The sequence below is a fragment of the Streptomyces yamdrokensis genome (genome assembly GCF_053890455.1).
On record NZ_CM132679.1, the window covers coordinates 2,583,469 to 2,604,453 of the forward strand.

The 20,985-nt window shown below is 74.0% G+C and carries 17 protein-coding genes and 1 pseudogene; 10 read left to right on the forward strand and 8 right to left on the reverse strand.

Annotation, left to right across the window (positions count from 1 at the left end; genetic code table 11):
- The first annotated feature begins 202 nt into the window (after nt 1–202).
- Nucleotides 203–2,791 carry an aminopeptidase N gene (pepN, locus tag ACWZEH_RS11020; RefSeq protein ID WP_456197889.1) on the forward strand — a complete coding sequence of 863 codons (2,589 nt, stop codon included), beginning with the start codon at nt 203–205 and terminating at the stop codon, nt 2,789–2,791.
- 163 nt (nt 2,792–2,954) lie between these two features.
- Here pepN and ACWZEH_RS11025 read toward each other — a convergent pair whose 3' ends face one another.
- Nucleotides 2,955–4,517, reverse strand: a complete 1,563-nt coding sequence (locus tag ACWZEH_RS11025) for a PQQ-dependent sugar dehydrogenase (protein WP_456197891.1) — start codon at nt 4,515–4,517, stop codon at nt 2,955–2,957.
- A gap of 200 nt (nt 4,518–4,717) precedes the next feature.
- Nucleotides 4,718–5,716, reverse strand: a complete 999-nt coding sequence (locus ACWZEH_RS11030; RefSeq protein WP_456197893.1) for an EamA family transporter — start codon at nt 5,714–5,716, stop codon at nt 4,718–4,720.
- 109 nt (nt 5,717–5,825) lie between these two features.
- Here ACWZEH_RS11030 and ACWZEH_RS11035 point away from each other — a divergent pair, with 109 nt between their 5' ends.
- On the forward strand, nt 5,826–6,371 hold the full coding sequence (locus ACWZEH_RS11035) for a MarR family winged helix-turn-helix transcriptional regulator (protein ID WP_456197894.1): 546 nt from the start codon (nt 5,826–5,828) through the stop codon (nt 6,369–6,371).
- Nucleotides 6,372–6,474: 103 nt separating this feature from the next.
- Here the strand turns inward: ACWZEH_RS11035 and ACWZEH_RS11040 are convergent, their stop codons facing one another.
- The 3 genes from ACWZEH_RS11040 to ACWZEH_RS11050 form a co-directional block, all read right to left on the reverse strand.
- Entirely contained in the window at nt 6,475–6,750 is a 276-nt protein-coding gene (locus ACWZEH_RS11040) for a hypothetical protein (protein ID WP_456197895.1), read from the reverse strand.
- Nucleotides 6,751–6,897: 147 nt separating this feature from the next.
- On the reverse strand, nt 6,898–9,081 hold the full coding sequence (gene malQ / locus ACWZEH_RS11045) for a 4-alpha-glucanotransferase (RefSeq protein WP_456197896.1): 2,184 nt from the start codon (nt 9,079–9,081) through the stop codon (nt 6,898–6,900).
- Nucleotides 9,082–9,194: 113 nt separating this feature from the next.
- Nucleotides 9,195–9,458, reverse strand: a complete 264-nt coding sequence (locus ACWZEH_RS11050) for a hypothetical protein (RefSeq protein ID WP_456199540.1) — start codon at nt 9,456–9,458, stop codon at nt 9,195–9,197.
- A gap of 295 nt (nt 9,459–9,753) precedes the next feature.
- On the opposite strand from ACWZEH_RS11050, the gene ACWZEH_RS11055 reads away from it, so the two are divergent.
- The 4 genes from ACWZEH_RS11055 (at nt 9,754) to ACWZEH_RS11070 (ending at nt 15,416) form a co-directional block, all read left to right on the forward strand.
- The gene (locus ACWZEH_RS11055; RefSeq protein ID WP_456197897.1) at nt 9,754–12,654 is read left to right on the forward strand and encodes a beta-N-acetylglucosaminidase domain-containing protein; all 2,901 of its coding nucleotides are present in this window, start codon (nt 9,754–9,756) and stop codon (nt 12,652–12,654) included.
- A gap of 103 nt (nt 12,655–12,757) precedes the next feature.
- On the forward strand, nt 12,758–13,291 hold the full coding sequence (locus ACWZEH_RS11060; RefSeq protein WP_384022117.1) for a PadR family transcriptional regulator: 534 nt from the start codon (nt 12,758–12,760) through the stop codon (nt 13,289–13,291).
- A complete protein-coding gene (locus ACWZEH_RS11065) occupies nt 13,288–14,019 on the forward strand; it encodes an ABC transporter ATP-binding protein (RefSeq protein ID WP_456197898.1) in 732 nt (243 codons plus the stop codon). Before ACWZEH_RS11060 ends, ACWZEH_RS11065 begins: the two co-directional genes overlap by 4 nt.
- Entirely contained in the window at nt 14,016–15,416 is a 1,401-nt protein-coding gene (locus ACWZEH_RS11070) for an FtsX-like permease family protein (RefSeq protein WP_456197899.1), read from the forward strand. The genes ACWZEH_RS11065 and ACWZEH_RS11070 overlap by 4 nt, the downstream gene beginning before the upstream one ends.
- Nucleotides 15,417–15,526: 110 nt before the next feature.
- Here the strand turns inward: ACWZEH_RS11070 and ACWZEH_RS11075 are convergent, their stop codons facing one another.
- Complete coding sequence (locus tag ACWZEH_RS11075) at nt 15,527–15,649, reverse strand: DUF397 domain-containing protein (protein WP_456197900.1); 123 nt, start codon at nt 15,647–15,649, stop codon at nt 15,527–15,529.
- Between the two features lie 2 nt (nt 15,650–15,651).
- Nucleotides 15,652–15,699, reverse strand: a pseudogene (locus tag ACWZEH_RS11080) (hypothetical protein); the annotation flags it as partial.
- Nucleotides 15,700–15,811: 112 nt separating this feature from the next.
- On the opposite strand from ACWZEH_RS11080, the gene ACWZEH_RS11085 reads away from it, so the two are divergent.
- The gene (locus tag ACWZEH_RS11085; RefSeq protein WP_456197901.1) at nt 15,812–16,078 is read left to right on the forward strand and encodes a hypothetical protein; all 267 of its coding nucleotides are present in this window, start codon (nt 15,812–15,814) and stop codon (nt 16,076–16,078) included.
- 84 nt (nt 16,079–16,162) lie between these two features.
- Here the strand turns inward: ACWZEH_RS11085 and ACWZEH_RS11090 are convergent, their stop codons facing one another.
- Complete coding sequence (locus tag ACWZEH_RS11090; RefSeq protein ID WP_456197902.1) at nt 16,163–16,717, reverse strand: HNH endonuclease; 555 nt, start codon at nt 16,715–16,717, stop codon at nt 16,163–16,165.
- A 367-nt stretch (nt 16,718–17,084) separates the two neighbouring features.
- Between ACWZEH_RS11090 and ACWZEH_RS11095 the strand changes: the two genes are divergently transcribed.
- The 3 genes from ACWZEH_RS11095 to ACWZEH_RS11105 all read left to right on the forward strand — a co-directional run bounded on the left by ACWZEH_RS11095 (nt 17,085) and on the right by ACWZEH_RS11105 (nt 20,569).
- Nucleotides 17,085–18,170 (forward strand): mechanosensitive ion channel family protein, encoded by a 1,086-nt coding sequence (locus ACWZEH_RS11095; protein WP_456197904.1) that lies wholly within the window; start codon nt 17,085–17,087, stop codon nt 18,168–18,170.
- Nucleotides 18,171–18,338: 168 nt separating this feature from the next.
- Nucleotides 18,339–19,604 (forward strand): 6-phospho-beta-glucosidase, encoded by a 1,266-nt coding sequence (locus ACWZEH_RS11100; RefSeq protein WP_456197906.1) that lies wholly within the window; start codon nt 18,339–18,341, stop codon nt 19,602–19,604.
- Nucleotides 19,595–20,569 (forward strand): N-acetylglucosamine kinase, encoded by a 975-nt coding sequence (locus ACWZEH_RS11105; protein WP_456197908.1) that lies wholly within the window; start codon nt 19,595–19,597, stop codon nt 20,567–20,569. The genes ACWZEH_RS11100 and ACWZEH_RS11105 overlap by 10 nt, the downstream gene beginning before the upstream one ends.
- The last annotated feature ends 416 nt before the right edge of the window (nt 20,570–20,985 follow it).

The window sequence follows — 20,985 nt, forward strand, 5'->3', positions numbered from 1 at the left end:
CTCACAGGGTAGGTGCCCCGGTTCCTTCCCCGCCGCCGGGTCGCTGCCCGTTTCTCCCGCCCGGCGGCGCAGGGGGCGCAGAGGAGGCGGGTCTCCGGGCCCGTGCCCGGCCGGGCACGCCACCGGCGGGAAATGGACATCGCGTTCCGCGCCGGTGGCGTGGAAGGATGACGCAACCCACACATAACGAGGAGATGACCGCGTGCCTGGCACAAACCTGACTCGCGAAGAGGCGCAGCAGCGGGCGAGACTGCTGACCGTTGACTCGTACGAGGTCGATCTCGACCTCTTTGGCGCGCAGGAGGGCGGCACCTACCGGTCCGTGACCACGGTGCGCTTCGACGTCGTCGAGGGCGGCGGGGACTCCTTCATCGACCTGGTGGCCCCCACCGTCCACGAGGTGACCCTCAACGGGGACCCCCTCGACCCCGCCGAGGTCTTCGCGGACTCCCGCATCGCCCTGCCCGGCCTGCTCCCGGGCCGCAACGTCCTGCGGGTGAGCGCCGACTGCGCGTACACCAACACCGGTGAGGGACTGCACCGGTTCGTGGACCCGGTGGACGACCAGGCCTATCTCTACACCCAGTTCGAGGTGCCGGACGCCCGCCGGGTGTTCGCGAGCTTCGAGCAGCCCGACCTCAAGGCGACCTTCCGGTTCACCGTGAAGGCGCCGGACGGCTGGACCGTCGTCTCCAACTCGCCCACCCCCGAACCCCGTGACAACGTCTGGGAGTTCGAGCCGACCCCGCGGATGTCGACGTACGTCACGGCGCTCATCGTCGGCCCGTACCACTCCGTGCACAGCGTGTACGAGAAGGACGGCCAGTCGGTGCCGCTCGGCATCTACTGCCGGCCCTCGCTCGCCGAGTACCTCGACGCGGACGCGATCTTCGAGGTCACGCGGCAGGGCTTCGAGTGGTTCCAGGAGAAGTTCGACTACCCGTACCCCTTCGGGAAGTACGACCAGCTGTTCGTGCCGGAGTTCAACGCGGGCGCGATGGAGAACGCGGGTGCGGTGACCATCCGCGACCAGTACGTCTTCCGGTCGAAGGTGACGGACGCGGCGTACGAGGGGCGGGCCGCGACGATCCTGCACGAGCTGGCCCACATGTGGTTCGGCGACCTGGTCACCATGGAGTGGTGGAACGACCTGTGGCTGAACGAGTCGTTCGCCACCTACGCCGAGGCCGCCTGCCAGGCGGAGGCGCCGGGCTCGAAGTGGCCGCACTCGTGGACGACGTTCGCGAACTCCATGAAGACCTGGGCCTACCGTCAGGACCAGCTGCCGTCCACGCACCCGATCATGGCCGACATCCGTGACCTGGACGACGTCCTGGTCAACTTCGACGGCATCACGTACGCCAAGGGCGCCTCCGTCCTCAAGCAGCTGGTGGCCTACGTCGGCAAGGACGCGTTCTTCAGCGGCGTGCAGGCGTACTTCAAGCGCCACGCGTACGGCAACACGCGCCTGCCCGACCTGCTGGGCGCCCTGGAGGAGACCTCCGGCCGCGACCTGAGCACCTGGTCGGAGAAGTGGCTTCAGACCGCCGGCATCAACGTCCTGCGCCCGGAGATCGAGACGGACGGCGCGGACGGTACGGGGACCATCACCTCCTTCGCCATCCGCCAGGAGGCGCCCGCGCTGCCCGCCGGCGCCAAGGGCGAGCCGGTCCTGCGCCCGCACCGGATCGCGGTCGGCCTGTACGACCTGGACGGGGCGAGCGGGAAGCTGGTGCGCGTGGACCGGGTCGAGCTGGACGTCGACGGCGAGCTGACGGCCGTACCGGAGCTCGTCGGCAAGGCCCGTCCGGACGTCGTGCTGCTCAACGACGACGACCTGTCGTACGCCAAGGTGCGGCTGGACGAGCGGTCGCTGGCCTTCGTCACCGGGCACCTGGGCGACTTCGAGGCGTCCCTGCCGCGCGCGCTGAGCTGGGCGTCGGCCTGGGACATGACCCGCGACGGCGAGCTGGCCACCCGCGACTACCTGTCGCTGGTGCTGTCGGGCATCGGCAAGGAGTCGGACATCGGTGTGGTGCAGTCGCTGCACCGCCAGGTGAAGCTGGCGATCGACCTGTACGCCGCCCCGTCCTCCCGCGAGGCGCTGCTCACCCACTGGACGGAGGCCACGCTGGCCCATCTGCGGGCCGCCGAGGCGGGCAGCGACCACCAGCTGGCGTGGGCGCGCGCGTTCGCCGCGACGGCGCGCAAGCCGGAGCAGCTGGACCTCCTGGAGAGCCTGCTGGACGGCACCCGGACGATCGAGGGTCTGGCCGTCGACACCGAGCTGCGCTGGGCGTTCGTGCAGCGGCTCGCGGCGGTGGGCCGGTTCGACGAGGCGGAGATCGCCTCGGAGTACGAGCGGGACCGTACGGCCGCCGGCGAGCGGCACGCCGCCACCGCGAGCGCCGCCCGGCCGACCGGGGAGGCCAAGGCGGAGGCGTGGGCGTCGGTCGTGGAGTCCGACAAGCTGCCGAACGCGGTCCAGGAGGCGGTCATCGCCGGCTTCGTCCAGACCGACCAGCGCGAGCTGCTGGCGCCGTACACGGACCGGTACTTCGAGGCGCTGGCCGGCGTCTGGGAGTCCCGCTCGCACGAGATGGCCCAGCAGATCGCGGTCGGCCTCTACCCGGCGGTCCAGGTCTCCGAGGAGACCCTGGCCAGGACGGACGCCTGGCTGGCCGCCGCCGCCCCGGCCCCGGCCCTGCGCCGCCTGGTCTCGGAGTCCCGCTCAGGCGTGGAACGCGCCCTGCGCGCCCAGGCCGCGGACGCGGCGGCCGAAGGGGCGTAACCCGTACGAGTGGCAGGGGCGCCCGGTGCCGTGCCGGGCGCCCCTGGTGTTCCTCCAGCCCTTCGAGGCGACTGGGCCGGTCTCCGACGCCGTACGCCGCACGAGGAGTCCGACGGCGCCGCGGGTGCGCCGGCCGGGTGGGCGCCGGCGCCACGCCGGTGGTTCAGCGGCCGACGGTGCAGGCGTCCCCGTTGAGCGTGAACCGTGGCGGCGGTGACGCGTCGCCGGTATGGCCGGCGAGGTAGCCGAGGGTGATGCTCGCGCCCGGAGCGATCGTGGCGTTGTGCGAGGCGTCGGTCGCCGTGATCACGTTGCTTCCCTGGGCCAGGTCCGTGTTCCAGTCGGAGACGACGGTCTGCCCGAGGGCCAGGGGGAACTCCAGCGTCCAGCCGTTCACCGGGGTGCCACCGGTGTTGGTGACGGTGAGGTCGACCGTCGTGCCGGTACCCCAGGTCGTCACCGCGCGGTCCACCCGGCAGGCGGGTTCCTCCTGCGCGAACGACACCCGGTGCAGGCCGCCGGGCAGATCGTTGACCACGTAGAACTCCCCGTCGGCGGTCGTACCGATCGACGTCACCTGGGTGGGCATCTCCCCGATCTCGGCCTGCTCGTAGCCGCCGCTGCCGTCGGGGCGCAGCGCCCAGACCGTGGACGAGCAGTAGTCGGTGGCGATGTACGTGCCGCCGACCAGGCCGGCGTACTTCTGGCCGCGGTAGACGTGGCCGCCGACGACCGAACAGCCGCCGGTGTACGGGGAGTACGTGAAGACCGGCTCGGTGTACGTCTCACCGGGCACGCAGTCGCCGCCCTCGAATCTCTCCAGCCCCTCGTAACAGGACCAGCCGAGGTTCAGCCCGCCCTGTCCCGGGGCGAGGTGGTCGATCTCCTCCCATCGGCCCTGGCCGACGTCGCCGATCCACATCGAGCCGTCGGCGTCGTCGAAGGAGAACCGCCACGGGTTGCGCAGCCCGTACAGCCAGATCTCCTCGCGGGCGCCGTCCGTGTCCACGAAGGGGTTGTCGGCGGGGACGCAGTAGGGAAGCGGGCCGCAACCACGGCTCACGTCGATCCGCACGATCTTGCCCAGCAGGGTGTCCAGCCGCTGGCCGGAGCGGAAGGGGTCCCCGGAGCCGCCGCCGTCGCCGATGCTCCAGTACAGGTTGCCGTCGGGGCCGAACGCGAGCTGGCCGCCGTTGTGGTTGCTGTACTCGGCGTGTTCCTGGGAGAGCAGGACCTCCAGGCGGGACTCGTCGAGCCGGTAACGGGCGAGAGTGACCGCGCCGTCGGGCAGCGCCGTGTACGCCAGGTACAGGTTCCGGCTGGCGGCGAAGTCGGGCGGGAGGGCGATGCCGAGCAGGCCGCGCTCGTTGCCCGTTTCGTCCACGGCCGACGTGATGTCGACGAGCGGGGTCGCGGCCAGGCCGGTGTCCGGGTGGTAGACCCGGACGGTGCCGGACTTCTCGGTGACGAACAGCCGCTCCGTGCCGTCGTCGGGGCCGACGACGGCGGTGGGCCGTCTCAGCCCGTGGGCGACCTGGGTGGTGGTCGCGCTGAGCGACGGCAGGGGCACGGCCGGGGCACCCTTTGCCGTTCCCGTCCGCAGCGGCACGGGATCCGCCGCCGCGGAAACAGCCGCCCCGGCGGACCGGGCCGCGGCGGGCAGGGGGGCGAGGACGGTCAGCAGGAGGGCCAGCAGAAGGGGCCCGGTCCAGCGGCGTCGTAGCATGTCGGCTCCAGAAACGAGGACGTGTGCACGGCGGTGGTGCTTCTGGTGCTTCTGGTGCTTCTCCGGGCAACGGGCGCGACCGGTCCCCTGCGGGGTCCGACGCATGGGAGCGCTCCCGCGGACTTCCAGGCTGCGCGTCGCGAAACAGGGGGGCAACGTCTGTTCGCGCCACTTTCGCCCCGCGTGGCGCAAACGACGCGTTACCGCTCTCGACCGGGAGGCCCGGACCGCCGCAGCTCTTCACGCCGGCCCCGGCGCGTCGTGTTCACGTCCTGTGGCGTCCGGGGCCGCCCCGTGCGCCAGGAGGCCTTCCGCCGGGGCGCCGGCGCGAGCTGGCCCGTCACCGTCGCGCCGAACGCCAGGGCCATGCCTGTCAGTTGGAGTGGGGTGAGGGTCTCGTCCAGGACTGCCCAGCCGAGCACTGCCGCGGTCAGGGGTGAGAGCGGGCCCAGGAAGGTGACCTGGGTGGCGGTGAGGTGGCCCATGCCTCGGAACCAGAGGCAGTACGCGAGGGCCGTGTTCGCGAGGGCCAGGTAGAGGTAGCCGCCGATCGCCGGGGCGTCCAGGGCCGGCGGGGCACCCTCGACCAGCAGGGCGAGCGGGGCGATGAGCAGGCCGCCCGCGGTCAGCTGCCAGCCGGTCAGGGCGAGGGGGCCCACGCCCTCCGGGCGTCCCCAGCGTTTCGTCAGTACCGTGCCGGTGGACATGGACGCCGTGGAGGCGAGCGCCGCCCCCACTCCGAGGGGGTCGAGCGCCCCCGCCGCCTTCAGGACGACCAGGCTCACCCCGAACGCGGCGACCACCCCCGTGAGCACCGTGCGTACGGTCGGGCGTTGACCCAGCAGCGGCGCCGCGAGGCCGACCACGAACAGCGGGCCCACCGAGCCGACCACCGCCGCCAGACCGCCGGGCAGACGGTACGCGGAGAGGAACAGCAGCGGGAAGAACGCCCCGATGTTCAGCGCGCCGAGCACCGCCGCCTTCCACCACCACACGCCCCTCGGCAGCACCCTGGCCAGAGCGAGCAGCAGCAGTCCGGCGGGCAGGGCGCGCGTCAGGCCGGTGAAGAGGGGGCGGTCCGGCGGGAGCAGTTCGGTGGTGACGGCGTACGTGGTGCCCCAGGAGACGGGTGCCAGGGCGGTGAGCAGGATCAGGCCCGCGGCTCGCTTCCCCGTCGGCGCGGACCGGGTCGCGGTCATGGTCGGTGCACCCCTCTCATCAGGTCGACAGAAAGTAGCTTAGCAGCAAGCTACTTACCTCCGACCTTCTTTCTTGCGGGTGACCGAGGACCGGCCGATACTCGACGCCATGAACGCACGCCCCGAGCAGCGCACGGACGGCACGGACGGCAGAGACCGCAAGGACCCCGTGGACGCGATCGTCGAGCAGTGGGCCGGTGTCCGGCCCGATCTCGACACCACCGCCATGGAGGTCTTCGGCCGCGTCCACCGGCTCTCGCGCGCCATGGGTGACCGGATGGAGGAGGCGTACGCGCGGTACGGGATCGCCCGGGGCGAGTTCGACGTCCTCGCCACGCTGCGCCGCGCCGGTGAGCCCTACACGCTCTCCCCCCGCCGGCTCTCCGGCACGCTGATGCTCACCACCGGCGGGATGACCGGCCGCCTCGACAAACTGGAGCGCGCGGGGCTGCTGCGCCGCTCCCCCGACCCCCACGACCGCCGGGGCCTGCGCGTGACCCTCACCGAGCAGGGACTCACCGTCGTCGACCAGGCGGTCGGCGCGGGTCTCGCCGTCCAGACCGAGGCCCTGGCCGCCCTCCCCCCGGACCGCGCCCGGCAGCTCAACGGCCTGCTCCGCGAACTGCTCCTCGCGACGGAGCGTTCAGAGCCGTAGGAAGACCCGCGCACGCCGAAGGCGCCACCCCTCCCCGTACCGCGGGACGCGGATACGGGCGGTGGGGCGGCGCCTTCGGGAAGGGCGTGGGACGACGGCCGGGTCAGGCCTTGGCGTCGGCCTTGATCCTGATGTTGGAGGTGGTCGTGTCCTTCTTCTTGTGCGACTTGTCGAGGACCATCACCAGGCCCGCGATGACCAGGAAGAGCACGGTCGGGGCCACGACGTACAGCCCCAGCGTCTCGATCACGCTCAGGCCCGTGCCGGGGTCGTCGCCGTCGTCGCGGGTGAGCGCGAGCGCGGGGGACGTCATGAGCAGCATCATCAGCGTCGTACCGGCTGCCAGGGCGCCGGCGCGCAGGGCGTTCGTCTTGTCCACGGTGCCAACGTAGCGAACAGCCTCGGGGACCGCGCGCCCGGGGTGGTTCACGAGACCCCGGTCAGCACGTGTATGTCCGGGTGCGAGAAGGTTCGTCCCGTGCCTCTCACCCGTCCGGCCCCATGCCTCGTCCGTCCCGTCCCAGGACTACCCGGCCCCCTCCGGCCGGTCGGTGTGGGCGCGGACCACGTCGAGCAGCGCGTGCAGTCTCGGGGACGTCGTCAGGTCCTCCAGGGACATCGGGCGGCCCTGCGCGTCGGCGATCGGCAGGCGCCAGTTCGGGTACTGGTCCCAGGTGCCGGGGAGGTTCTGCGGGCGCCGGTCGCCGACGCCGTCGGGGAGCCAGACGCCGATCATCCGGGCGGGGGTGCGCAGCAGGTAGCGGTGGACGGCCTGGACGCGCGCCTCCTCCTCGGTGGTGACGGCGCCACTCGCACCGGGGCTCTCCGGGCCGCCGGGGCTGCCGGGGCTGCCGGGGCCGTGCAGCAGGCCCAGTCCGGTCAGCAGGTCCAGCCACTCCGCCGTGTCGGCGGCGGCCTCCGCGCGCTCCTCCGCCAGGGGGCGGGTGAGCAGGCCGAGGCCGTCGCGGAGCTCGACGTGTTCGCCGGTGAGGCGGGACGCGGTGGGCGGCAGGTCGTGGGTGGTGACGGTGGCCAGGCAGTCGGCGCGCCAGCTCTCCGGCGGCAACGGCCGGCGGTCGCCCTCCCAGTCCCGTTCGAACCAGAGCACCGACGTCCCGTACACCCCGCGTTCGCGCAGTGCCTCGCGTACGCCGGGCTCGACCGTGCCCAGGTCCTCGCCGATCACCGCCGCGCCGGCGCGGGAGGCCTCCAGGACGAGGACGGCGAGCATCGCCTCGGCGTCGTAGCGGACGTACGTGCCCTCGGTGGGCGGCTGCCCCCGGGGCACCCACCAGAGCCGGAACAGGCCCATGACGTGGTCGATGCGCAGGGCGCCCGCGTACCGGAACAGGGCCTGGAGCAGGGCGCGGAACGGCGCGTAGCCACAGGCGGCGAGCCGGTCGGGGCGCCAGGGCGGCAGGCCCCAGTCCTGGCCGCGCGCGTTGAACGCGTCCGGGGGCGCGCCGACCGACATGCCGGCGGCGAGGGTGTCCTGCTGGGCCCAGGCGTCGGAGCCCTCGGGGTGTACGCCGACCGCGAGGTCGTGGACGATCCCCAGCGGCATCCCGGCCTCGCGCGCGGCCTGCTGGGCCGCCCTGAGCTGGGTGTCGGTGAGCCAGGCCAGCCGGGAGTGGAAGTCGACGCGGGCCGTCAGCTCGCGGCGGGCCCGCGCGGTCCCGGGCGAGCGCGGGTCGCGCAGTCCGGCCGGCCAGCCGTGCCAGTCGGGGCCGTGCACCTCGGCGAGCGCGCACCAGGTGGCGTGGTCCTCCAGGGCCCGTCCCTGCTCGGCGAGGAAGTCGCGGTAGGCGGCGCGGCGGCCCGGATCGAGCGGCACCTCGTCCACCACTGCTTCGAGTGCGGCCTTCTTGGCCGCCCAGACGGCGTCCCGGTCGATCAGCGCGCCCTTGTCCAGCACCGCCTCGCGCAGCTCCGCGGCCCGCCGGAGCAGGTCCGGCATCCGGTCCCCCGCCAGGGCCCCGCCCTCGGCCGCCTCCCCGGCCCTCTCGTCGACCGGCACGTACGCGAACTCCGGAACGTCCTCGATCCGCAGGTGCACCGGGTCCGGGAAGCGGCGGGAGGAGGGACGGTACGGGGACGGGTCGGTCGGAGTGCCGGGGACGGCCGCGTGCAGCGGGTTGATCTGGACGAATCCGGCGCCGAGGGCGCGTCCGGCCCAGGCGGCGAGTTCACCGAGGTCGGCGAGGTCGCCCATGCCCCAGGAGCGGCGGGAGAGGAGCGAGTAGAGCTGGACGAGGAGCCCGTACGAGCGGGCCGGGGGCGCGGGCAGCCGGGGCGGGGCGACGATCAGGTGGGCCTCGCCGGTGCGCCCGTCGGGCGCGGTGGCTCTCACCCGGTGCACGCCGGGCGGGAGGTCCGCGGCCGAGACGCGGGTCTCGCCCTGCTCGGTGCGCACGAGCAGCCGGGTGCCCTCGGGGAGCGCGCCCAGGGCGGACGGCGTGCCGGTGCCCCAGCCGACCACGGTGGGCGGCAGCAGCCGCTCGGCCAGTTCCCGCTCGCGGGCGGCGAGCGCCTCGCGGACGGCCTCCGGGGCCCCCGCGTCCACTCCGAGGGCGGCCAGGGCGAGGGTGACGGCGGTGACCGAGGCGGCGACCGCACGGTCCGGCGAGGGGTTGTAGGAGGTGGCGACGCCGTACAGGGCGGCGAGCCGGGAGAGGTCTTCCGAGGGCTCGCAGGACGGCCCGGAGAACAACCCGGACGGCGGCGCGCAGGACGGCCCGGATGGCGGCTCGGACGGCGGCCCGGGAAGCTCGAAGGGGTCAAAGGGCGACTCGGAGGGCGGCTCGGCCGGTCCGGGCGCGGCCACTAGGGCGCCGGGACGTACTGCGCCGGGAAGGAGTCGAGTCCGGTGGCGTCCATGGCGGCGTCGGACTCACTGGTCAGGGGGGCGGCGTCGGCGAGCGGGGGCTCGCTGGTGAGGGGTTCGGCGTCGAGCAGCGGGGGCTCACTGGTGAGCGGGACTCCCGCGCACGGACCCTCCGCGCTGAAGACGCAGGCCTGCAGGCCCTCGGCTTCCGCGCTGTGCAGGTCTTCGAAGGCGGCGGACGGCTCCGCCTCGGGTTTGGACATGGGCGGGGCCAGAAGGAACGCCGGTGCAGCAGCCACAGAGGGCCTCCTCGTCGTTACGGCTCGTGTACGGATGCGCCTTTCGGCGCGTTCCTCGCAGCCCCTACCCAGCGGACGCGAAGGCAGACCTCCCAATCCGTACAACGTGCTCCTGCTCACATGGTGTTCCCGTTCCCACGTCTCACATGCGGACAAACCTGTCACAACGGCCACTCCCGTTGACACGCCCGGAGCACAATGGTGGGCTCCGGGCGTGCCAATGCATGATCGGGACGGTTCTGTCTCCTCGGGAGGGGCCTTGCAGCTACGGCATGGGAAGAGCGCGGTCGCTCTCGCGTTCGCGGTCGTCGCCGGAACTCTGGGCGCCGCGCCCGCCTCCGTGGCGGCGCCGTCCGTTCCCGGGACGACCGCGTCCCCCGTTCCCGACCGGGCCGAGACGGGCCTGGCCGTCTGGCCCCGTCCCCAGTCCCTGCGGGCCAACGGTGCCCCGGTCGCGGTGACCGACGAGGTCGCGCTGACCGCCGACGCGTCGGCGGACCCGCATGCCGTCGCCGCTCTGCGGGCGCTGCTGCGGGAGGCCGGCGCGCGCCGGTTCACCGCCCCCGGCGACAAGGCGCCCGCAGGGGCGCTCATGGTGCGGATGGGCGCGGACCGGCCGGCGGGAGCCCGCCGGCCGGACCTCCACTCCCTCCCCTCCGGCGGCTACACGCTGACCGTGGGCGAAGAGGCGGTCGCCCTCACCGGGGCGGGCGAGGACGGACTGTTCCACGCCGTCCAGACGCTGCGTCAGCTCCTGCGCCCCGACGGCACCTTCACCGCCGTCGTGGTCCGCGACTGGCCGGGCACCGCCGTGCGCGGCATCACCGAGGGCTTCTACGGCACCCCGTGGACGCACCGGCAGCGGCTGGACCAGCTGGACTTCATGGGCCGCACCAAGCAGAACCGGTACCTGTACGCGCCCGGCGACGACCTCCACCGGCAGGCCCGCTGGCGCGAGACGTACCCGGACCGGCAGCGCGCCCAGTTCCGGGAGCTGGCGGAGCGGGCCCGGAGCAACCACGTCACGCTCGGCTGGGCGGTGGCGCCGGGCCAGGCGATGTGCTTCGCCTCGGACAACGACCTGCACGCGCTGACCCGCAAGCTGGACGCGATGTGGGCACTGGGCTTCCGCGCCTTCCAGCTGCAGTTCCAGGACGTCAGCTACAGCGAGTGGCACTGCGGCGCGGACGCGGACCTCTTCGGCTCCGGCCCGGACGCCGCCGCGCGCGCCCAGGCGTACGTGGCGAACGCGGTGGCCCGCCACCTGGCGCACCGTCACCCCGGCTCCGCGGCGCTCTCCTTGATGCCGACCGAGTACTACGAGCAGGGGTCGACCGAGTACCGGCGGGCCCTGTCGGACGCCCTGGCCTCCGGGGTGGAGGTGGCGTGGACCGGGGTCGGGGTGGTGCCGAGCACCATCACCGGCGGCGACCTGGCCGAGGCGCGGCAGGTGTTCGCGCGCCCGCTGGTGACCATGGACAACTACCCGGTCAACGACTTCGCCCCCGGCCGGATCTTCCTCGGCCCCTACCAGGGCCGCGAACCCGCCGTGGCCGCCGGTTCGGCCGCCCTCCTCTCGAACGCGATGGAGCAGCCCGAGGCGTCCCGCATCCCCCTGTTCACCGCGGCCGACTTCGCGTGGAACCCGCGCGACTACCGCCCCCAGGAGTCCTGGCGGGCCGCCATCGGGGATCTCGCGGGCGGCGACCCCCGGTTGGGTGAGGCGCTGTCCGCGCTGGCGGGCAACGACGCGTCCTCGGTCCTCGGCGCCGAGGAGTCGGCGTACCTGCGGCCGCTGCTGAAGGAGTTCTGGCGGACCCGCCCGGACGCCGGCGGCGACGACGGCCGCGCGGCCGAGAAGCGGCTGCGCGCGGCCTTCACGGTGCTGCGCGAACTGCCCGAGACCCTGGCCGGCCACCCGCGCACCGCTTCCCTCGCCACCGAGGTCGCCCCCTGGGCCGGCCAGCTGGCCCGGTACGGCGAGGCCGGGACCACCGCGCTGGACATGCTGCGCGCGCAGGAGTCCGACGACTCGGGCGCGGCCTGGACCGCGTACCGGAAGCTGGCCGAACAGCGGGCGGGGCTGAAGCCGGCCCGGGTGACGGTCGGCAAGGGCGTCCTGGACCCGTTCCTGGACCGGGCGCGGAACGCGTACGGGACCTGGGCGGGCATCGGCCGCGAGGCGACCGCCGGGTCCGGCGGCCGGACGGACGACGGCGTGCTCCAGCTGCCCCGGGTCCGGGACCTGAGCACGGTGACGGTACTGGCCGAGCCCGGCACCGCGGGGACCGTCGAGATCCACGCCCCGGGCGCTGGCTGGCGGCGCCTGGGCACGCTGGCCGCGTCCGGCGCCACCGAGCTGCGGGTGGACGGCCCGGCCGGCGCCGTCCGCGTCACCGGCGCGGACGCCTCCCGGGTACGGCACGTCGTGCCGTGGTTCACGGACGAGCCCGCCGCCTCGCTGAAGCTGCCGGACCTCGCGGACGGGACCCTGGACGCCGACATCGGCGGCACCCGCCGGCTGACGGCCACGCTGGGCTCGCTGCTGCCCGAGGAGGTGCGCGGCAAGGTGACGGTCGAGGCGCCGAAGGGCGTGAAGGTGGGCGTCCCGAAGGGCACCCTGACCGTTCCGCGCGGCACGCCCGTGGAGGTGCCGGTCGAGGTGACGGTGGAGCCGGGGACGCCGACCCGGTCGTACGAGGTGCGGCTCGGCTTCGGCGGGGCGACCCGGACCCTGACGGTCAACGCCGTCCCGCGCACCGCGGGCCCCGACCTGGCCCGCACCGGCACGGCGACCTCCTCGGCCGACGAGACGCCCGACTTCCCCGCCTCGGCGGCGAACGACGGGGACCCCGGGACACGTTGGTCGTCCCCGGTCGAGGACGACTCCTGGTGGCAGGTCGAGCTGGAGGGCCCGGTGCGGCTGGGCCGGGTCGCCCTGCACTGGCAGGACGCCCACCCGTCGGCGTACCGCGTCGAGGTCTCGGCGGACGGCCGCAGCTGGCGCACGGCGGCTTCGGTGACGGACAGCGCCGGCGGCCGGGAGACGGTCCGCATGGACGAACCCGACGTCCGCCACGTCCGCGTCCAGGGCGAGAGCCGCGCGACGCGGTACGGCTATTCGCTGTGGTCGGCGGAGGCGTACGCGGTCGCGGACTGACGGGCGGGGGCGGGGCGCCGGAACACCGCATCACCGAGGCACCGGGAATCTCCTCGGCGACCACTATTCACTCAGTACATGTACTCAGTACATAATGATGCTCATGAGCACCCGTCACGTCCTGCTGGGCCTGCTCGCCTCGGGGCCGAGCCACGGCTACGACCTCAAGCGACGCCACGACGAACGATTTCCCGAGGCCCGCCCGCTGGCCTACGGGCAGGTCTACACGACCCTGCAACGCCTGGTCCGCGACGGCCTCGCCGAGGTCGACGGCACCGGGTCCGACGGCGGCCCGGAGCGGACCGCGTACCGCGCGACGGACGAGGGGACGCGTGAACTGGCCCGCTGGGCCGGGGAGATCGCCCCGCCCGCGCCCTTCGTGACGAACGAGATCTTCGCCAAGGTCGTGGTGTCGATCCTGTCCGGCGGAGACCCGGCCGCGTACCTGCGCGCCCAACGCGCCGCCCACATGGCGCGGATGCGGGAGCTCACCGCGGTGAAGTCCGCGGCCGGGGCCGGTCCGGCGACCGTGCTCTCGGCGGACTACGCCCTCAACCACCTGGACGCCGACCTCCGCTGGATGACCACCACGGCGGCCCGGCTCACCACCCTGACCGCGGAGGTCGACGCAGCATGAACAACCCGAGCGGCACCACGGGCGACGGCGCCGCCCACGACAAGGACACCGCGCAACCGCTCCTCGCGGCCCGCGGCCTCGTCAAGGCGCACGGAAAGACGCTCGCCCTGCGCGGCGCCTCCGTCGAACTGCGCGCCGGGGAGATCCTCGCGGTGACCGGCGCCAGCGGCAGCGGCAAGTCGACGCTGCTGCACTGCCTGGCCGGGATCGTCCGCCCCGACGCCGGCTCGGTGACGTACGACGGACAGCGGCTGGAGGAGCTGCCGGAGAAGCGGCTGAGCGAGCTGCGCCGCACCGACTTCGGGGTGGTGTTCCAGTTCGGGCAGCTCGTTCCGGAGCTGACCGCGCTCGACAACGTGGCGCTGCCGCTGATGCTGGCGGGGTCCGGGCGGGCCGAGGCGCGGGAGCGGGCCGGGGAGTGGCTGGAGCGGTTCGGGGTGCGCGGGCAGGGGGAGTCGCGGCCGGGTGAGATGAGCGGCGGGCAGGCGCAGCGGGCCGCGCTGGCGCGGGCCCTGGTCACCGGCCCGAGGGTGGTCTTCGCGGACGAACCGACCGGCGCCCTGGACTCGCTGGCGGGCGAGCAGGTGATGACAGCCCTGACGCACACGGCCCGGGAGGCCGGCACCGCCGTACTGCTGATCACGCACGACGCCCAGGTGGCGGCGTACGCCGACCGCGAGGCGCAGTTGCGCGACGGGACGCTCGCACCGCTGGAGGTGACCGCGTGAACGCCGCCCGCTCCTCGCATCCGCGCTTCTCTCACACCCTGCGGCCCGATCTGCCGCTGGCCTGGCTGCTCACCCACGGTTCGGACCGGCGGGAGTGGTGGCGGATCACGCTCACCGCGACCGGCGCGGCGCTCGCGACCGGGTTCGCGCTCGCGGCCGGTGTCCTGCTGTCGCTGGGCGGCCGCAGCACCGGCACGTCCGTCGCCGAGGGACTGGTCGACGAGCCGGGGACGCGCGCCGGGGTGATCCTCGGTCTGCTGCTCCTGCTGGTCCCGGTGCTCGGGTTCCTCGGGCAGTGCGCCCGCGTCGGCGCCGTGCACCGGGACCGGCGGCTGGCCGGACTGCGTCTGGCCGGAGCGACGCCCTGGCAGGTGCGGCGGATCGCCGCACTGGAGACGGGTCTCGCCTGCCTGCTCGGCTCGGCGGTCGCGACCGTCTTCTCGGTACTGCTCCTGCTGAGCCTGGAGGCGCGGCCGGACGCCCTCGCCTGGGTGGCAGTCGTCCTGGTCGCCGTGACCGTGCCGGTGCTGGGCGCGGCGTCGGGCGCGCTGGCGCTGCGCCGGGTGGTGGCCTCGCCGCTCGGTCGGGTACGCCGGGTGACGGAGATCCGTTCGGCACGCGGACCCGGCCGGCTGTTCCTGGGGGGAGCGGCGCTGGTGGTGGCGGTGGGCGTGATGTCCGCGCTGGCGGGCCGCACCTCGGCCGGCGGGGCGGACCGGGGGTTCCTGGTGACGGTGTTCGCCGCGCTGCTCACGGTCGGCGCGGGCGCGGTGTGGCTGGCCGGGGCCTCCTCCCGGCTGATCGGGCGGTTCCTCGCGGGCCGGGCCCGGTCCGCGGCGGTACTGATCGCGGCGGAGCGGCTGCGCGCCGACCCGTGGGCGGCGGCCCGTACGCATGCGGCGATGCTGCTGGTGACGGTCGTCGGCACCGGCTTCATGGGCGTGCGCCACGCATTCCTCGCGGCCCTGCACCGGGACGGGCCGTCCCTGGCCGGTTCCACGTCGTACTACACGACAGGACTGAACCTGACCGCCGCCGCGATCACGGTGGCGGTACTGATCACCCTGACCGCCCTCGCCGTCGGCACCGCAGAGTCGCCGGCCACCCGTCGGCGAGGACTGGCCGCACAGACGGCCGCCGGCGTGCCGCGCCCGGTACTGCACCGGGCACTGCTCCTGGAAACCGCACTGCCCCTGGCCCCCGCCCTGCTCCTCGCGGGCATCGGCGGCCTGGCGTTCGGCACCGGCTACGGCACGATGATGGCGAACGCACCGTCCCTGCCATGGACCGCCCTGCTGGTCCCCCCGGCGGCCTACGCGGCCTGCCTCCTGGCCTCGGCAACGGCCCTCCCCCTGCTGAGCCGCTCGGCCGACCCCTCCCAACTGCGGTACGCCTGAGCGGCGGCGCGACGGCCATACCCCGGCACCGGAGGAACGGAGGTCCGCCGGGGACCGGGGCGTGGCCGCCGTGCCGTCGTGCTTGACGCAGGCCAAGACCGCTGCTGCAGTCAGCCCAGCGACACGGTGAATTCCGCCCAAGTCACCGCGGTGAGGCGGAGTATCGGGCCGTCGGGGACCTTGGAGTCCCGCACGGCCACGGCGTGGGGGCGTCGAGGGCGACCTCCACGCATTCGCCGGAGGTGTTGCTGTAGCTGGACTTCACGAAGTCGAATTCGGGCACCGGTCAGATCTCCTGTCGGATGGCTCCGATGAGCCTGGCGGAGTCACGTGGCGCAAGGCTCCGCCGGGCCGTGCGGTCGAAGAGGTCGCTGTCCTCGCTGCGACGAAACCTGATGTCAGCAGGTGAGAGCGCCCGTGTGCCGGCCGTGGAGCCGGTTTTCACCCTGCTGGGGGCCCTGATGAGTACGTCCGCACCTGAAGACTTCACTTACTCCCCGCAGCCAAGGCCACGCCTGTCGGTCGAGGAGTCGCCGGCGGCGAAGAACATCCGGTCGCTCCGTTCCCCGGACGACCTCGCCGCCGAAACGTTCGAGTCGGACGAGGAACTGGAGGAGTTCCTCGCGTTCACGTACTCCGAGCGTCACCGAGACGCAGCCTGACCACGTCTGCCCCGCCCGCGGTACCGGGACCGGCCCCCGTACCGTGTACGCGGAGCGTGTACGCGAAAGCCCGGCCCGGCCCCGTCAGGCGGAGATGCCGTCCGCTCTGGACAGGCCGTCGATGCGGGCCATCGCGTCGGCCGCGCCGTAGGGCTGGAGGTAGGGGAGCCAGCACGGGTCGCGGTGGCCGGTGCCGATGATGCGCCAGGCCAGGCCGGTGGGCGGGGCCGGTTTGTGGCGCAGGCGCCAGCCCAGCTCGAACAGGTGACGGTCGGCCTTCACGTGGTTGCAGCGGCGGCAGGACGCCACCACGTTGTCCCAGACGTGCTTGCCCCCGCGGCTGCGCGGGATGACGTGGTCGACGCTGGTTGCGACGCCACCGCAGTACATGCACCGGCCCCCGTCGCGGGCGAAGAGCGCCCGGCGGGTGAGTGGAACGGGCCCCCGGTAGGGGACCCGCACGAATCGCTTGAGCCGGACCACGCTGGGTGCGGGGACTGTGACGGTCGCGCTGTGCAGGTAGGCGCCGGACTCCTCGAGGCACACGGCCTTGTTCTCGAGGACGAGGACGAGCGCGCGGCGGAGCGGTACGACGCCGAGCGGCTCGTACGACGCGTTGAGAACCAGGACGTGCGGCACGGATGCCTCCTTGTACGCCGGCGGCGCGTGGCTCGCGCCGGGACGATCCGTAAGTCAGTCTCTCCTCATGCCTGGTCGTAGCGCCACCATGTCCCGGTAACGGGCTGGGGGTGTTTTCGACCACACCGCCCTCCGGCCCGCGGGCGCCCCGCCCCCGGCCCGCGGGATCACGGCCGGTCGCGCGTGAGGGCCGTCTCTTCTCCCCGCATCGGGCAGGTCCCCCCACAATGCCCCGTTAGTGTGGTGATTCTGCCCGGCCGGTGACCTTTTCGTAATCCAGCAGGCCTTGAAATCATGCAGGCCCCGAAGTTCGTGGCACCCCGACCGCCGCACCGGGGGCAGACCGTGCCACCTGGAGGTACCCGCCGTGTCCCTGTCCGCCGTCCCCCTCGCCGAGGAGCCGTCCCCGACCCCCTCGGATTCCGGGACCCCGATGGTGCCCACGCTCGAGGACGCCCACGAGAGCGCCACCAACGCCGCCGGCTGGGTGGAGGAGAACTGGTCCACCTGGCTCGCGATCGGGCTCAGGGTCCTGCTCATCGTGGTGATCGCGACCGTCCTGAGAGTGGTCGTGCGGCGGGCGATCACCAAGCTCATCGACCGGATGTCGCGGACCGGCGACGCCGTGGACGGCCCCGGGCTCGGCGGACTGCTGGTCAACGCCGAGCGGCGGCGCCAGCGCTCGCAGGCGATCGGTTCGGTGCTGCGCTCGGTCGCGTCCTTCATGATCGTGGGCACGGCCGCGCTGATGGTCCTGGGCACCTTCCAGATCAACCTGGCCCCGCTGCTGGCCTCGGCCGGTGTCGCCGGTGTGGCGATCGGTTTCGGCGCCCGCAACCTGGTGACGGACTTCCTCTCCGGCGTGTTCATGATCCTCGAGGACCAGTACGGCGTGGGCGACACCGTCGACGCGGGCGTCGCCACCGGCGAGGTCATCGAGGTCGGCCTGCGGGTGACCAAGCTGCGCGGCGCCGACGGCGAGATCTGGTACGTCCGCAACGGCGAGGTCAAGCGCATCGGGAACCTCTCCCAGGGCTGGGCGACCGCCAACGTCGACGTCACGGTCCGCTCGGACGAGGACCTGGACCACGTGAGGTCCACGCTCGTCGCCGTCGCCGAGAGGATGACCAAGGAGGACCCCTGGAACGAGCTGCTCTGGAGCTCCATCGAGATCCTCGGCCTCGACTCCGTCCTGCTGGACTCGATGGTGGTCCGTGTCTCGGCGAAGACGATGCCCGGCAAGTCCCTGACCGTGGAGCGCGAACTGCGGTGGCGCATCAAGCGCGCCTTCGACGCGGCCGGCATCCGCATCGTCGGCGGCGCCACGGCCCCGGTGGAGATGGAGGGTCCCGACCCGGCGGCGGCCGTCGCGCCCCCGTCCGCCTACGCGAGCAGCATCTCGCCGCAGTCCATCGCGGCGTCCCCGATCACCCCGCCGAACACCACGAAGTAGCCGGCGGCGGCACGGGGAAAGGCCGGGTCGGAGGGCGGCGTCCAAAACTTCCGGGCGCCGCCCTCCCGCGCACCGCCCGTCCCGTGGTCCTCTTGGCCCCGAAGGTGCCCGTCCGGGGCGCCGCGCTCACCGGAGCAAAGGGCCGACAGGGCTGAAGGGTCTGACGACATGAAACTCACCGTGGTCGGCGGCGGTTCGACCTACACGCCCGAACTCGTCGACGGGTTCGCCCGGTTGCGGGACACCCTGCCGGTCCAGGAGCTGGTGCTGGTCGATCCGGCCGTGGACCGGCTGGAGCTGGTGGGCGGGCTGGCCCGCCGGATCTTCGCCCGTCAGGGGCACGGCGGGCGGATCGTCACCACGTCGGACCTGGACGCGGCCGTGGACGGTGCCGACGCGGTGCTGCTCCAGCTGCGGGTGGGCGGGCAGGCGGCCAGGCAGCGGGACGAGACCTGGCCGCTGGAGTGCGGCTGCGTCGGCCAGGAGACCACCGGGGCCGGCGGCCTCGCCAAGGCGCTGCGCACCGTCCCGGTGGTGCTCGACATCGCCGAGCGGGTCCGGCGCGCCAGCCCCGACGCCTGGATCATCGACTTCACCAACCCCGTCGGCATCGTCACCCGGGCGCTGCTGGAGGCCGGTCACCGGGCGGTGGGACTGTGCAACGTCGCCATCGGGCTCCAGCGGAAGTTCGCCGCGCGTCTCGGCGTCGGTCCCGCCGAGCTGCACCTCGACCACGTGGGCCTGAACCACCTGACCTGGGAGACCGCGGTGCGCCGGGGCGGCCCCGGGGGCGAGGACGTGCTGCCCGCGCTGCTGCACGACCACGGCGACGCGATCGCCGCCGACCTCCGGCTGCCCCGGGCCGTCCTGGACCGGCTGGGCGTGGTCCCCTCGTACTACCTGCGCTACTACTACGCGCACGACGAGGTCGTACGGGAGCTGCGCACCAAGCCGTCCCGGGCCGCCGAGGTGGCCGGCATGGAGCGCCGGCTGCTCGGCCTCTACGCCGACCCGGCCCTCGACGAGAAACCGGCGCTGCTGGCCGAGCGCGGCGGCGCCTACTACTCCGAGGCGGCCGTGGACCTGGCGGCGGCCCTGCTGGGCGGCGCCGGCAGCCCGTACCAGGTGGTGAACACGCGCAACGGTTCCACGCTGCCGTTCCTCCCCGAGGACGCCGTGATCGAGGTGCAGGCGGCCGTGGGCCCGAAGGGCGCGGGCCCGCTGCCCGTCCCGCGCGTGGACCCCCTGTTCTCGGGACTGATGGCGCATGTCACCGCCTACGAGGAGCTGGCGCTCGACGCGGCCCTGCGCGGCGGCCGCGAGCGGGTGTTCCGCGCCCTGCTCGCCCACCCCCTGACCGGCCAGTACGAGTACGCCGAGCAGCTCACCGACCTGCTCGTCGCACACAACAGGGAGCACCTCTCATGGGCCTGACCGCGGGCGTCCTCGCCGTCGACGCCGGCAACAGCAAGACGGACGTCGCCGTGGTCGCCCACGACGGCGAGGTCCTGGCCACCGCCCGGGGCGGGGGGTTCCGGCCGCCCGCCGTCGGCGTGAAGGCGGCCGTGGACGCCCTGTCGAAGACCGTCGCCGCCGCGCTCGCCGCCGCCGGCGCCCATGACGTCGCACACGTCTCGGCCTGCCTGGCCAACGCGGACCTCCCCGTCGAGGAGGAGCGGCTGACGGCGGCTCTGGCGGCCCGCGGCTGGGGCGACACCCTGGAGGTCCGCAACGACACCTTCGCCGTCCTGCGCGCCGGGGTCACCGAGCCGCGCGGGGTGGCCGTCGTGTGCGGGGCGGGCATCAACTGCGTCGGCATGCGCCCGGACGGCCGCACCACGCGCTTCCCGGCGCTCGGCCGCGTCTCCGGCGACTGGGGCGGCGGCTGGACGCTGGCGGAGGAGGCCCTGTGGCACGCCGCCCGCGCCCAGGACGGCCGCGGCGCCGCCACCGCCCTGGCCGACACCCTCCCGGCGCACTTCGGGCTTCCCGACGTGCCGGCCCTCGTCGAGGCCCTGCACCTGGGGCACCTCGCGCCGGAGCGCCGTCACGAGCTGTCGCCGGTGCTCTTCGCCACGGCGGCGGGCGGCGACCCGGTCGCGGGTGCGATCGTCGACCGCCAGGCCGACGAGGTGGTGGCGATGGCCGTCGTGGCACTGACCCGCCTGGACCTGCTCGCCGAGGAGACGCCCGTCCTGCTGGGCGGCAGTGTCCTGGCCGCCCGGCACCCCCGGCTGGACGACCGGATCCGCGCCCTGCTCGCCGAGCGGGCCCCCGAGGCCGTCCCCCGGGTCGTCACCGCCGCCCCGGTCCTGGGCGCGGCCCTCCTGGGCCTGGACCACCTGACGGCCCCACCGGGCGCCCAGGACCGGCTGCGGGCCCATTACGAGCGGGGGTAGGAAAAGCCGGCCGGAGGGGAGCAGGCCGAGCCGGGGCCGGCAGCTCCCCCGCCCCGGCTTTCGGCTCCCCCTCCCCCGGCCACCCCTCCCCCGGCTTGCCCTCCCCCGGCTTCCCGTCCTCCCGCCCAGCACGGGGCGGGCACGGCCGGTTGTCCGCGCCCCGTCCACCGGGCGGGCCCCGGAAAGCGGGCCGGGCGGCCGGTCGGATCCGAGGCTCCGCCGGAACCCGCCGGAACCCGCCGAAGCCGCCGGGCCCGCCGGACAGCTCCGGAACCGACCTCCCCCGACACCCTCGAACTCCGCCCGGAACCAAGCGGATTCCCCCGGCGTGTTCGTGGGCAGGGGGTGGTGCGAGGGGGCGGTCCGGATCGCTCACGTGTGTCCGAATTGCCGGTGGCCTCCGGGCTGTCGGATCA

Coding starts and splice junctions, on each gene's coding strand:
- ACWZEH_RS11025 (WP_456197891.1), bottom strand. CDS start 4,517: ATGCTACGACGCCGCTGGACCGGGCCCCTTCTGCTGGCCCTCCTGCTG.
- ACWZEH_RS11030 (WP_456197893.1), bottom strand. CDS start 5,716: ATGACCGCGACCCGGTCCGCGCCGACGGGGAAGCGAGCCGCGGGCCTG.
- ACWZEH_RS11035 (WP_456197894.1), top strand. CDS start 5,826: ATGAACGCACGCCCCGAGCAGCGCACGGACGGCACGGACGGCAGAGAC.
- ACWZEH_RS11050 (WP_456199540.1), bottom strand. CDS start 9,458: ATGTCCAAACCCGAGGCGGAGCCGTCCGCCGCCTTCGAAGACCTGCAC.
- ACWZEH_RS11060 (WP_384022117.1), top strand. CDS start 12,758: ATGAGCACCCGTCACGTCCTGCTGGGCCTGCTCGCCTCGGGGCCGAGC.
- ACWZEH_RS11065 (WP_456197898.1), top strand. CDS start 13,288: ATGAACAACCCGAGCGGCACCACGGGCGACGGCGCCGCCCACGACAAG.
- ACWZEH_RS11075 (WP_456197900.1), bottom strand. CDS start 15,649: ATGCGTGGAGGTCGCCCTCGACGCCCCCACGCCGTGGCCGTGCGGGAC.
- ACWZEH_RS11085 (WP_456197901.1), top strand. CDS start 15,812: ATGTCAGCAGGTGAGAGCGCCCGTGTGCCGGCCGTGGAGCCGGTTTTC.
- ACWZEH_RS11100 (WP_456197906.1), top strand. CDS start 18,339: ATGAAACTCACCGTGGTCGGCGGCGGTTCGACCTACACGCCCGAACTC.
- ACWZEH_RS11105 (WP_456197908.1), top strand. CDS start 19,595: ATGGGCCTGACCGCGGGCGTCCTCGCCGTCGACGCCGGCAACAGCAAG.